Source organism: Cupriavidus sp. 05T41 (assembly GCF_056396525.1).
The window spans coordinates 39,102-51,699 of sequence record NZ_JBFTLQ010000008.1 but is presented as its reverse complement, the minus strand read 5'-3'; the positions used below and the strand labels follow the sequence as shown (position 1 = coordinate 51,699).

The following is a 12,598-nucleotide window of genomic DNA, read 5'->3' as shown; positions in this document are numbered from 1 at the left end:
GCTTCGGCGAAAAGAATCGTTCCATTCCCGCACCAAACGCCTACCGTTTCAAGTTCGCCCGACTCCTCGCACCGCCGTGCGCCGAAGCCATGCACGCCAATGCAGACACGATATCCGACTGGTTGCTGTCCGGGCCAAAGAAGCGTGGCATGCAACGCCGACCCTCCCTGAAGGGCGAGGTTTGCAGCGCATCCGGTCAATAGGGCAGCGGCAAGCCGAGGTTCTCCCGCAGGGTTCCACCTTGATATTCGGTACGGGCCCGCCCTTGCGCCTGCAGCAGCGGAATTACCTCATTGGCAAAGTCGTCCAGGCCGCCAGGAAAATACGCGGGCATGATGTTGAACCCATCGGCGGCGCCTTCGTCCACCCAAGTGGTGATATGTTCCGCGATCTGCGCCGCGGTGCCCACGACGACCTGGTGGCCTCGGGCACTGGCAACCACGTGATAGAGCTGCCGTAGCGTCAGGTTACGGTCGCGCGCAAGCTTCTTCAGCAGCTGACTGCGGCTCTGGATGGATTCGGTGGATGGCAGCTCGGGCAAAGGTCCATCGAGCGGGTAGCCTGAAATATCGTGGCCCAGTTGCTCCGATAGCAAGGCGGTCGCGTTGGATTGATCGGTGCCATTCTGCAATACCGCAAGCTTCTCATAAGCATCTTGCTCGGTACGTCCGACAATGGGCATCAACCCGGGCATCACCAGGCAGTGCGCCGGATCGCGCCCCTGTTTCGCCACCTGCTCCTTTATCTCCCGATAGAACTGCCGGGCCGCCGCCAGGTCCTGTTGCGCCGTGAAGACAACCTCTGCATGGCGAGCGGCGAGTGCCTGGCCTGGCCCGGAAGATCCCGCCTGGATCAGCACCGGATGTCCCTGCGGGCTCGGCGTCACGTTTAGCGGACCTGCTACCTCGAAGAACCTGCCGCGGTGATTCAGCGCGTGCATCTTGCCCGTGTCGACATAGACGCCGGCCTGCTTGTCGCGCACATAAGGATCAGGCTCCCACGAGCGCCACAATCCCTTTACCACCTCGACGAACTCGTCGGCGATCGCATACCGCTCGGCATGGTCGGGATGCCGTTCCCTGCTGAAGTTCACCGAGCCATCGGCGAAGGTCGTCACGATATTCCATGCGGCCCGCCCCTTGGATATCTTGTCCACTGTGGCAAACATGCGCGCGAGGTTGAATGGCTCGCTATAGGTCGTGGATGCCGTTGCCGCCAGCCCGATGTGACGCGTCACCATCGCCAATGCGGCAAGCAGTGTCAGCGGCTCCGGCCGCGTGATCATCGACGGGTGCGACTCGGGCGTGGTCAGCAAGCGGTCGCCAAAGAACACCATGTCGAACCGGGCTCGCTCTGCTGCCTGGGCGGTCCGGATAATCAGATCGATGTTCTCCGTACCTGACTCGGCGTCGGGATGACGCCAGCCGGCGGCGTGATGACCGGCGGCCAGGAGAAACAGGCCTAGTTTGATCGGCTTTGGCGAAGTGATGGGCATGTCAGAGACTTCAAATTGGTGTGGCACTGGCGCCAAAGGCGCCTGGAGCTAGAGCTGGGTACCGCTGCTTTGTATGATGCGATGCGACAGGTCATGGACCGAGCGTATCGCTGCCTTGGTCTGCTCCGGTGTGAGCGAGCGGGCCTCCACCTCGACACGGGCGAGCGCCTGGATAGTCGCGGGCTCCCGCAGGATTTCGGTGAGCAATCCCCGCAACGCCGCGAGTACGCTCGCAGGCGTGTCCTTCGGTGCGGAGACGAAGAACGACCCTCCCAACGCATTCTCCCAGCCGGTGATTCCGGCCTGCGCAATCGACGGCACCCCTGGCAGTTCGGGCGAGGTCTCGCTACCGAAGAAGGCAAGCGCACGCAGCTTTCCTGCCTTGATGGATGCCGTACTGAGGGGATCGAACACTACGTCCACATGGCCGGCGATCACATCCGCCACGGCGGGCGCGCTGCCTTTGTACGGCACATGGCGCATGTCGATGCCTGCGAGCGATTTGAGCAACTCGCCGGCGATATGCCCAGGGGTACCATTGCCCGAGGTGGCGTAGGTCAGCTTGCCAGGATTGGCCTTGGCATAAGCGATGAGTTCCTTCAGGCTCCGGGCAGGCACGCCTGGATTGACTGCCACCGTCGCGCGTGAGTTGCCGATGTATGCCACCGGAACGAAATCCGCAAACGGGTCGAAGGTCGTCTTGACCAGTTGCGGCGCAATCGCGAGATTGCCGATCGACGTGTTGAGCAACGTGTAGCCGTCGGCTGGCGCATGGGCAACATAGCCCGCACCCAGGGTGCCGCCGGCGCCCGGCTTGTACTCGACCAGCACGCTCTGCCCGGTCTTCTCCGCGAGCCGTTTGCTGATGATGCGCGCCACATTATCGTTGGTACCGCCGGGTGCATAGGGCACGATATAGCTGATCGGCTTTGACGGATACGCCGGGCCAGCCTGTGCATGGGAGGATGTGGCGGCGACCGCCAGGATGATGGTTGTCGCGAGGCGAACGGCAATGTTGGACATGGCAAAGGCCTGCAGATAAGCGAGGGCCAAGTCTCACACGAGCGCACAGCCCGGCAAAAGGAAGCATTCCGCAGTAGATAAGTTGGAGTCGTTCCTTGACGCGGGAGCGGCGCAGAGGTACGCAGGCGCTTGGCCTGGTCCGATCAAGCCACGCTGCCGAAGCGCGGCTGGCGCAGGGTTGATGCCGGAGCAGACTAGGCCGCCACGGTCGCCGGCTGCAGCGCGCGGACAAAGCGGATCAGCCGTTCCACGCCCTGCGCGCATTCCTCCGGGCTGGCCACCAACGCAATGCGGATGTGGCCCGCGCCAGGGTTATGGCCGCGCACCGTGCGCGCCAGGTAGGTGCCTGGGACCACGGCAAGGTTCTGTTCGGCCAGCAATTCGCGCGTGAACGCCACGTCATCCAGCCCGCTGGCACGGATGTCCAGCCAGACAAAGAAGCCCGCCTGCGGCGTGTGCAGGCTCGCCACCTGCTGCAGGCGCGGGATGGCGAAGGCAAATTTCTCGCGGTACAGGCGCCGGTTCTCCACCACATGCGCCTCGTCCTGCCAAGCCGCGATGCTGGCGCCCTGCACGGCCGGACTCAGTACCCCGCCGGAATAGCTGCGGTACTGGCGCAGCCGCGCCAGCACCTCCGCGTCGCCGGCGACAAACCCGGAGCGCAGGCCGGGCGCGTTGGAACGCTTGGAAAGGCTGGCCACGGCCAGGATGCGCTGGCGGTCGCGGCCCAGCGCGCGTGCGGCGGCCAGCACGCCCAGCGGCGGCGCATCCTCGTCGAAGTAGAGCTCCGAGTAGCACTCGTCCGCCACGATATGGAAGCCGTGGCGCTCGGCCAGTTCCAGGACATGCGCCCAATCGGACAGCGAGTACACGCGCCCCGACGGGTTGTCGGGCGAGCACAGGTAGGCCAGCCGCACGCGCGGCCAGATGTCGGGCGGCACCGCGTCGAAGGCTGCGGCCAGCCCGCGCGCGGGGTCGATGTCCAGGTAATACGGCTCCGCCCCGGCCAGCAGCGCGGCACCTTCATAGACCTGGTAGCCGGGGTTGCTGACCAGCACCACTGGCGTACCCTGTAGTGGAAGATTGGCCCGCAGCACCACCTGCGCCACGCTGAACAACGCATCCTTGGAGCCATTGACCGGCACGATCTCGCGTGCCGCGTCCAGGTCGGTCACGCCGTGTCGGCGTGCGATCCACGCGGCAATGGCTTCGCGCAGCGCATCGCTGCCGGCCACTTTTGGATACTGGCCAATGCCCGCGGCGTGCTCGCCAAGCGCCTCCACGATAAAGCGCGGCGTGGGATGTTGCGGCTCGCCCCAGCTGAAACTGATGGGCTCCAGCTTGGTGCGCAACGGCGTCTGCGCCGCCAGCGCCACAAGTTTCTCGGTGGGATAGGGCTGCAGGCGCTCGTGCAGGGGGTGGCTCATGGTTGTTCTCCGGTGAGGACTCTCGGTGCGTTAGCGGCTAACGGCTGACGGCTAGCGGCTTGGCGGCCTGGCGGCTTCCGGCGCCTTCCGCCCCCCCGCTGCCAGGACACGGCGCGCCGGCGTACTCACGGGCGATCCAGCCCGTAGTGCGCCCGCAGCGTATGGGTCTCGTAGTCACGGCGGAACAGGCCCTTGCGCTGCAGCAGCGGCACCACGTGCTCGACGAAATCGTCGAGGTGTGCGGGCAGCACCGGCGGCATCACGTTGAAGCCGTCGGCGGCGCCACTGACAAACCAATCCTCGATAGTGTCGGCGATGCGCTCGGGAGAGCCTGCCAGGGCGAAGTGCCCGCGCGCGCCGGCAAGCTTGTGCAGCAGTTCGCGCAGCGTCGGGCGCTCGCGGGAGACCAGGCCGGTGATCACCACGGCCCGGCTCTGTGCCGCCTGCACCGTGGCGGGATCGGGAAAATCATCGGGCGACAGCGGCGTGTCGAGATCCAGGTGCGAGAAGTCGAACCCGCCGAAACGGTTGGACAACCTGGCACGGCCGACCTCGGGATCGGTCAGCGCATTGAGCTCGCGCCAGTTGCGCTGCGCCTCTTCATCGCTCGAACCGATCACCGGACTGATGCCGGGCAGGACCACGATCTGGTCGGCGCGCCTGCCGCTCTTCTCGGCCCCGGCTTTCAGCTCGTCGTAGAAGGCCACGGCGGTTTCCTTGTCCAGATGCGCGGTGAAGACCGCCTCCGCATAGCGTGCCGCAAACGCCTTCCCCGCGGGGGACGAGCCTGCCTGGACGAGCACGGGGCGACCTTGCGGCCCCCGGGGGATATTGAGCGGGCCGGCCACCTTGTAGAACGCGCCGGCATGCCCGATCGGCCTGATACGGCCGGGGTCGGCAAAGCGCCCCGTTTGCGCATCATCGACAATGGCATCGTCGGCCCAGCTGTCCCATAGCTTGGTGGCCGCCTCCAGGAAGTCGTGGGCACGCGCGTAACGCTCCGCATGCGGCGGCTGCTGGTCCAGCCCGAAGTTCTGGTTGGCGCCCTGGACCCACGACGTTACGATATTCCAGCCCACGCGGCCGTTCGTGATGTGGTCGAGCGAAGCGAACTGGCGAGCCAGGTTGAAAGGCTCTGAGTAAGTGGTGGAGGCAGTGGCGATAAAGCCGATCCGGCTGGTGGCCCGTGCCAGCGCCGCTACCGCGGTGATCGGCTCCAGCCCGGCGCCGGCGACGTGCCGGATGCCCTCCCCCAGTGCCAGCGCATCGGCAAGGAACACGGAGTCGAAGCAGCCTGCCTCCGCCGTGCGGGCGAGCGCCTCGTAGTAGCCGATATCGGTCAGCGGCAGGCGCGTGGCGCGCGCATGGCGCCAGCCCGCCTCGTGGTGGCCGCGGCCGTGGACGAACAGATTCAGGTGGAGTTGCTTCTTCGCCATGGGGTCAAGGGGTCGATGGATCGGGGAGGTGGAACGAGGCGCCTACACGCAGGTGTCCATGCCGAGGGCGGAAAGCAACTGGTCGCGTAGCTGATCAAAGCCCGCTCCGCTCCTTCTGCGCGGGTGGGACAGCCCGACTGGCCGGTCGAGCACAATGCGCCCCGCATCCATGACCATGACGCGGTCGGCCAGCACCAACGCCTCCTCCACGTCATGCGTGACCAGCAAGACCGCTGGCCGGTGCTTGCGGACCACATCGTGCAGCAGGCCCTGCATCCTGAGACGGGTCAGCGCATCGAGGGCGCCAAAGGGCTCGTCGGCCAGCAGAAGGGCCGGCCGGCGCACCAGGGATCGCGCCAGCGCAACCCGTTGCTGCTCGCCACCGGAGAGCGCATTGGGCCAGGCCTGCTCGCGGCCGGCCAGCCCGACCATGGCAAGCGCCGCCTTCGCGCTGGCCTCCGCATCTGCCTGGTGCAGGCCAAGCTTCACGTTGCCGAGCACGCTCTCCCACGGCAACAGACGCGAATCCTGGAACAGCACCGATCGGCTCTGCGGCACGGAGAGCTCCCCACTGCGGCCCGCGTCGGCATCGAGTTCCGCCAAGGCCCTGAGCAAGGTGCTCTTGCCGGAACCGCTCTTGCCTATCAGCGCGACGAACTCGCCGGGGGCGATGCTAAAGGAGAGGTTGTCCAGCACCGTGCGCTGGCCGAAGCGCCGGCTGAGGGCGCGCGCTTCGATGGCGACGCTCATGACCCGATCACCTTCCGATAGGACAGCGCCTTGCGCTCGCAGGCACGCACCAGGGCATCCGAGCCCAGCCCCAGCAGGGCGTAGATGCACAGGCCGACGACGATGACATCGGTCTGGCCGTAGTCACGGGCGCGGTTCATCAGATAGCCGATGCCCTCCGTGGTATTGATCTGCTCCAGCACCACCAGCGCCGTCCAGCAAGTTGTCACCGCGAGCCGCAGACCGGTGAAGAAGCCGGGCAGCGCCCCGGGTAGCGCCACCCGGCGGACGAACTCGGCCCGCGACAGCCCCAGGCTCTGTGCCAGTTCGACGTAGCGCATGTCGATGCTGCGCAGCCCGGCATGGGTATTGATATAGACCGGCACCAGCACGCTGGTGGCGATCAGGACGATCTTCATCGACTCGCCGTTGCCCAGCCACAGGATCGCCAGCGGAATCAACGCAAGCGTGGGAATCGCACGCTTGATCTGCACCAGGCTGTCGATCGACGCCTCTCCCCAACGGCTCAGGCCAGCCGCAAGCGCGAGCGTGACCCCAATCAGCACGCCCCAGAACAAACCGATGTAGGCGCGCTGGGCCGAGGCCCACAGATGCGGGCCGAGGGTCCCGTCGAGCGCCAGGTCCAGGCCGGTGACGACGGCGCTCGACGGCGCAGCCAGCAGCTTGGGCGGAAGATATCCGAGCCGCGAGGCCAGCTCCCAGGCAAGCAGCACGACCGCCGGCCCGAACAGCAAGCCCCAGGCACCGAGCTTGCGCGGCAGCAAGGCCGGCCGGGGTCCGGCGCCGCGCGCGGAAGGCCGCTGGCCCGAAGCCGCGGCGCGTAGCCAGGCGCCAGCGCCCTTGCCTGCAGTGGAAGCCTGCTGGTTCATGCCGTCCTCCTAGTTGGCTGCCGGCGGCAGCGAATCGACGGCAGCCTTGATCACGGGATCGAAACCAAGGTCGAACTCCTCGCGGGCGTCCAGGCGCTTCGGTATGTCGCCGGCATCGTGTATCAGGTCAACCAGTTGCTGCTGTGACGGGATCAGCGCCGACAGCAGCGGATAGTAGACTTTCCCCTCCGACCTGACGATGGCGAATCCGTCCTCCGGCTTCAGGCCCTGGTTCTTCACGTAGTAGGCCTGCACCCATTGCTGCGGATGCTTGACGGCCCAGTCGCTGGCCCGGATCCAGCCCTTCACGAACTGGCGGATCGCGGCGGCCTTGGCCGGGTCCTTGAGCGCCTTCGGGCTGGCATACAGGTAGGCCGTGCCGGTGGGCAGCGCGGCATGCTCGGCCGCGGGTATCGTGCTGGCCTTCTGGTCCGCGTAGTCGCGCAGGTAGCGGCTGAAGTGCGGCTCATTCAGGGCCGCCACATCGACCTGCCCGCTGTGGATCGCGGTGGGGAACTCGCCCGCGCGCAGCGGCACCAGCCTGACATCGCGCCGGGACAGGCCCGCCAGCTTCAGCGCGGCCAGCACGAAAGGCTGGCGGCCGGTTCCTTCGGCATAGGCGATCTTCTTGCCTTTCAGTTCCTTGAGCGTGTTGATCGTCAACCCTGGCCGCACGGCGAACTGGTAGTCCGGCGCCGAATTCTTCCTGGCTGCGACAACCGGCAGCGTCTCGCCTGCGGCATGGGCCTGAATCGGCGGCGTATTGCCAACCACTGCCAGGTCGAGGGCGCCTGCGCGGAAGGCCTCCAGGATCGCGGGGCCACCGAGGAAGTTGGCATAGGTGATGCTGGCGCCCACCCTAGCCTGCTCGCCGGCGCTGCGCAGCAGCGTCTGGAGGGCTTCGTTCTGGTCCGCTACAACCAGCTTCGTTCCCGCCGGGACCGCCGGATCCGCGCCGCCCGGCTGGGCCAATGCGTGCGCGCCGAAGGTGCCGCCCAGGGCGAGGGAAAACAGTATGCAGACGGCGCGCAAGCGAGATTTCTTGATAGACATGGAGGATACGAGCAGCACCGGCAAGGCGCCCCGTGAGACAGAGCAGTCCTGGATATTGCAACCGCGTGGAAGCGCGGGCAACGAAGCTTTTCGATCTTGCTTGCTACCATCTTCGCGGCAGGGTGGCCGGGCTGCGGCTCCGCCGCCCGGCGGGAATCCCCGTTGCAAACGGCTTGGTCTGCGGCCTGCGCCAGGCCTTCACCGGCAAGCCTGCCGTCAGGGCCTCACGCCCACCACTGCCCGCAGGATCACGGGGTTGTTGCCGCGCAGCGAACTGGCGCCGAGCACGGACCTCGCGTGGATGCCGACATCGCCGAGCACTTCGACGAGGGTATCGGAGGCACCATCGAGCACCAGGGCATGCTCTTCGAAATCCTCGGTGGCATTGACGAATCCCTGCAGTTCGAGCACCTGCGCAACCTTGTCCAACGATCCGAGTTCGTCCTTGAGGACGAGCAAGAGTTCGATCGCGGCGAGATGTGCGAAGTGCTTTCCCTCTTCGACGGAGAATTCCCGCCCGAGCTTCCCGCGCGGCGCCTTGCTGTCTACAGGCGCGGCGGATTTGCCGGAAAGAAACAGCAGGTTGCCCCATGCCGTGGCGTTCTGGTAGTGCGCCGCGGGCTTGCTGGCGGTTCGGGGTCCGGCGACGAATCTTGCAAGGCGTTCATCTGCGCTCATGGTGGTTTCCTCTGCTTGTACGGGTGGCGGCCCCCCGGGGCCGGACATCTGCGTTGAAACGCAACCGGTATCCATGCCTGCTCTCGCATGTCCACCGGGACCATCTAGAAGAACGCGCCGGTTGGCAGCAACGTGCCGTTCAGGTAATGGTCGCCCAGCACCCGCTCCTTGTAGAGGCGCGGGTTGTGCGAGGCAATGACCTTGATGTTGCGCCAGTGCCGGTCGAGCGCTGCCTGGGTGGAAACCCCGCTGCCGCTGGACACGTCGATCAGCAGGCTGGCCAGATTGGCGGCCACCTCGTCGGTGACCACCTTGGCCTCGGAAGCCGCCACCGTGGCGGCCAGCGACAAGCGATGCGCGTCCGGGCCATGGGACTCCCGCCAGGCAAGGTCCAGCGCTTGCACGGCGCGGTCGGTGACGGCGTGCAGGGCGCTGCGGTAGGCCGCGATGCGGCCGATCGTCGCCTGGATTTCCGGTTCGTCACCCGGCCGCTGCGCCAGCGCGTGATAGTAGTTGCGGTGCCGCGCGCGCACCAGGGCAACGGCATCCGCCAGTATCCTGCTGACGATGCCGGTGATGGCGGTGGTCAGGTACACCTGGTGGAAGGTGAAGCCATACAGCACGGGCCGGCCGTCATTCGCGCGGGCAGGCAGATCGTGCAGGTCCGCCTCGTTCACGTACACGTTGTCGAACACCGTGGTGCCCGAGCCTGTGAGCCGTTGCCCGAATCCGTCCCAGTCGTCGTCGAGCTTCACGCCGGACGCAGAAGATGCGATGAAAAACTGCTTGGTGCGCCCGGTGGCCGGCTCGATTGCCGTGGAGAACAGGTAGTCGGCGTACAGGTTGCCGGTCGAGTAGATTTTCCTGCCCGATATGCGCCACCCGGGCTCGCCGGGCACCGGCACGAGCCGGGTGGCCGGCACCTGGCCGAGGGAGCCGGCCGGCTCGCCGGTCAGTTCGTTGAAAGCGACGCCGAAGGTCTTGCCCTGTCCCGCCAATTCCAGAACATGCCGCGAGAAGGCGCCGTCCCTGGTCTTCAGGTGCTGCTCGACCGCGAAGAAGTGATTGCGGAACACGTGGGCGATGTTGGAGTCCGCCGTGGCGAGATCGCGTGCCAGCAGGAACAACTCCGGCAGCGTGATGCCCTGCCCGCGCTCGGCACGCGGCAACCGCACGGCGCCGAAGCCGCGTGCCTTGAGGGCGGCCGTTTCGGCGAAGGGGAGCCGGTGCGCCACGTCGCGCTCGGCAGCACCCGCCGCCAGCTCCCGGAACAGGTCTTCGTAGCCGAGCCGCCGTGTCACGTCGCTCCACGCGATCAGGTCGACCGATGCAACCTCAGACATGATCGGTCACTCCTTCGCGGCTGGCGGCCTGCGCGGCGACGCCCGGATCGCGCGGGTCCGCATACGCCGGCAGTCCCAGGTGGTCACGCAGTGTCGTTCCCGTGTACTCGGTGCGGAAGCGCCCCGCCTTCTGCAACACGGGGATCAGGTGGTCCACCACATCTTCGAGACCGCCCGTCTGTACGTCGATGTTCAGGTTGAAACCGTCCGCGGCGCGGCTGTCGACCCAGTGCAGGATGTCGGCGGCAACCTGCTCCGGCGTGCCTGCGATGATCCGGTGTCCGCCGGTGATATTGCTGACCAGCGTCTGGCGCACGGTCCAGTCGTTCGCGCGCGCCTCGCTGAGGATTTCCCGCCGATGCCATCGCGAGGCCACGGGCACCCGGCTTTCCGCCTGCTCGATCTTGTCAAAGGGCAGCTTTTCGTCCAGCGGCAGATCGTCCGGATCGAGCGCCAGGTGGTGCGCCAGTTCCTCGCGCAAGAATGCGAGATCGAGTTGCTCGTCCAGTTCCCGCTTGCGCCTGTGCGCCTCGGCCTCGGTGCCGCCCAGGATGGGGAACAGGCCGGGCATCACCAGCAGGTGGTCCGGATTGCGCCCGTAGCTGCGCGCCAGGGACTTCACGTCGGCGTAGAACGTCCGCCCCTTTTCGATGCGGCGCTGCCCGGTGAAGAGCGCATCGGCGAAGCGCGCGCCGAAGGCCTTGCTGTCATCTGACTGCCCTGCCTGGAAGATGACGGGGCGGCCCTGCGGGGTGGCCGGGGTGGACAGCGTGCCCTCGCTGCGGAAATGCTCGCCCCGGTAGCGGATCGGCCTCAGTCGTGCCGGATCCACGTAGACATGGCTGCGCGCATCGGCCACCACGGCGTGCTGCGGCAAGGAGTCCCACAACTGGACCACGATCTCCGCGAATTCGGTTGCGCGCTGGTAGCGCGCCTCCTGCTCGAAGCCCTTGTCGAGCCCGTAGGCGGCCAGCGCCACCGGCACCTGGCTGGTGATGATGTTCCAGGCGGAGCGCCCTTTGCTGATGTGGTCGAGCGTGGCAATCTGGCGCGCCACGATATACGGATGGCCGAAGAGACTGGATGCCGTCACCACCAGGCCGATGTGCCGGGTGGCCTGGCTCAGCGCGGCATGCAGCGCCAGCGGATCGAGCGCGCGCCACGGCCGGTGAAAGGCCTCCGGCACCAGCCCGCCCGGCCCGTCCGCGAGAAACAGCGCGTCGATCTTGCCGCGCTCGGCGATCCGGGCAATCTCGACGAAGCTGTCGATATCGGTGGACAGGCGGGCCGGATCTGGCAGCGTCTTCCAGGCGGCGTCATGGCGGCCGGAGGCGAGCACGTTGACGCCCAGGCGAACGGGAGGTGCGGATGACATGAAAAGGTCCTTGCGGTGGGACGGAGGCTGCGTATCGCGGCATATTGCTGCGATACCCCAGCCATGGCGCGGCAGTATCGGAATGGCGTGACAGCGCCCGGGCGCCGGAAGCGCCCGGACAGGAAACCCGGCTCACACTCTCACGGAGTACTCGGCCACGTTGACCCGCTTCGGCAGGATGCGGCGCTCGGCCAGCCAGTCCGCGGCCCGCTGGAACTGGCCGAGGAAGGCCTTGTCGTCGGCCTCGTAGAACTTGTTCTGGCGGCGATAACCGATCAGGTGGTCACGCACGGCATTACTGTATTTGCCTGCCTTCTGGGCGAAGGCCTCGGCCTCGGCAGCATGCTGGTCCGACCACGTTCCCTCGATGCGATAGGCGTCGATGACGGCGCGCACCAGGGCGGAGTTCTCCACCGCGAAGCGCCGCTGCGTGACCAGCGAGGAATAGTCGATCAGGAAGTCCAGGTCGGTGCCTTCGAAAAAGATGTCCTTGGCGTCGTACTGGCTGCGCGCGATGTCCACGCCGGGCGTCCACATGGACCAGGCATCGACCTTGCCCTGCCCGAAGGCGGGTGCCGCGTCCGGCGGATTCAGGTAGACGAACTCCACCTTCGCGCGGTCGACGCCATGCTTTTCCAGCGCCGCCACCAGCAGGAACTCTCCCAGGCCGGAGCGGTTCACCGCCACCTTCCTGCCGGCCAGGTCCTTGACCGAGTTGATGCCCGAGGTCTTCTTGACGATGATCGCGGTGCTGCGCGGGCTATAGACATTGAACTGCGCGAACACCAGCGGCGAGCCGGCGATGATCGCCGCCAGCGCTGGCGTCGTGCTGCCCCAGAAGCCGAAGTCGGCACTGCCGCCCACCACCGCCTGCAGCGACGGCGCGTGATTGGGGAAGGGGCCGACCCATTCCACCTTGATGCCCTTGGCCGCCAGGTTCTTCTCGAATTCGCCGCGTTCGCGCGCGATCAGCGGCAAGCCGCCGGGCCCCCAACCCACCCGCACCTTGTCGGTATTGCGGGTACCCTCGGCCAGGACGCCTTGCGGCAGCCCCAGGCCGGCGCCGAGCGCCAGGCCGGCCTGGACCAGTTTGCGGCGGGCGGGAGAAAACGGGGAATGCTGTGTCATCGGAACCTCACAAGGAATGGC

General features: G+C 66.7%; 11 protein-coding genes. All 11 read right to left on the bottom strand.

The window, feature by feature from the left end; translation table 11 throughout:
• Positions 1–196: 196 nt before the first annotated feature.
• Positions 197–1,495 (bottom strand): LLM class flavin-dependent oxidoreductase, encoded by a 1,299-nt coding sequence (locus tag AC1DKV_RS06925; RefSeq protein ID WP_441611896.1) that lies wholly within the window; start codon positions 1,493–1,495, stop codon positions 197–199.
• 48 nt (positions 1,496–1,543) lie between these two features.
• Positions 1,544–2,518 (bottom strand): Bug family tripartite tricarboxylate transporter substrate binding protein, encoded by a 975-nt coding sequence (locus tag AC1DKV_RS06920; RefSeq protein WP_441611895.1) that lies wholly within the window; start codon positions 2,516–2,518, stop codon positions 1,544–1,546.
• Between the two features lie 194 nt (positions 2,519–2,712).
• The gene (gene dapC, locus AC1DKV_RS06915; RefSeq protein ID WP_441611894.1) at positions 2,713–3,945 is read right to left on the bottom strand and encodes a succinyldiaminopimelate transaminase; all 1,233 of its coding nucleotides are present in this window, start codon (positions 3,943–3,945) and stop codon (positions 2,713–2,715) included.
• A gap of 125 nt (positions 3,946–4,070) precedes the next feature.
• On the bottom strand, positions 4,071–5,381 hold the full coding sequence (locus AC1DKV_RS06910; RefSeq protein ID WP_441611893.1) for an LLM class flavin-dependent oxidoreductase: 1,311 nt from the start codon (positions 5,379–5,381) through the stop codon (positions 4,071–4,073).
• A gap of 42 nt (positions 5,382–5,423) precedes the next feature.
• The gene (locus AC1DKV_RS06905; RefSeq protein WP_441649664.1) at positions 5,424–6,131 is read right to left on the bottom strand and encodes an ABC transporter ATP-binding protein; all 708 of its coding nucleotides are present in this window, start codon (positions 6,129–6,131) and stop codon (positions 5,424–5,426) included.
• Positions 6,128–7,000, bottom strand: coding sequence for an ABC transporter permease (locus tag AC1DKV_RS06900; RefSeq protein WP_441611891.1), 873 nt, complete (start codon positions 6,998–7,000; stop codon positions 6,128–6,130). Before AC1DKV_RS06900 ends, AC1DKV_RS06905 begins: the two co-directional genes overlap by 4 nt.
• A gap of 9 nt (positions 7,001–7,009) precedes the next feature.
• Positions 7,010–8,053, bottom strand: coding sequence for an ABC transporter substrate-binding protein (locus AC1DKV_RS06895; protein ID WP_441611890.1), 1,044 nt, complete (start codon positions 8,051–8,053; stop codon positions 7,010–7,012).
• A 216-nt stretch (positions 8,054–8,269) separates the two neighbouring features.
• Positions 8,270–8,731 (bottom strand): RidA family protein, encoded by a 462-nt coding sequence (locus tag AC1DKV_RS06890; protein WP_441611889.1) that lies wholly within the window; start codon positions 8,729–8,731, stop codon positions 8,270–8,272.
• Between the two features lie 104 nt (positions 8,732–8,835).
• Positions 8,836–10,074 (bottom strand): acyl-CoA dehydrogenase family protein, encoded by a 1,239-nt coding sequence (locus tag AC1DKV_RS06885; RefSeq protein ID WP_441611888.1) that lies wholly within the window; start codon positions 10,072–10,074, stop codon positions 8,836–8,838.
• On the bottom strand, positions 10,067–11,449 hold the full coding sequence (locus AC1DKV_RS06880; RefSeq protein ID WP_441611887.1) for an NtaA/DmoA family FMN-dependent monooxygenase: 1,383 nt from the start codon (positions 11,447–11,449) through the stop codon (positions 10,067–10,069). Before AC1DKV_RS06880 ends, AC1DKV_RS06885 begins: the two co-directional genes overlap by 8 nt.
• Positions 11,450–11,581: 132 nt before the next feature.
• The gene (locus AC1DKV_RS06875; RefSeq protein WP_441611885.1) at positions 11,582–12,577 is read right to left on the bottom strand and encodes an NrtA/SsuA/CpmA family ABC transporter substrate-binding protein; all 996 of its coding nucleotides are present in this window, start codon (positions 12,575–12,577) and stop codon (positions 11,582–11,584) included.
• Positions 12,578–12,598 lie beyond the last annotated feature (21 nt).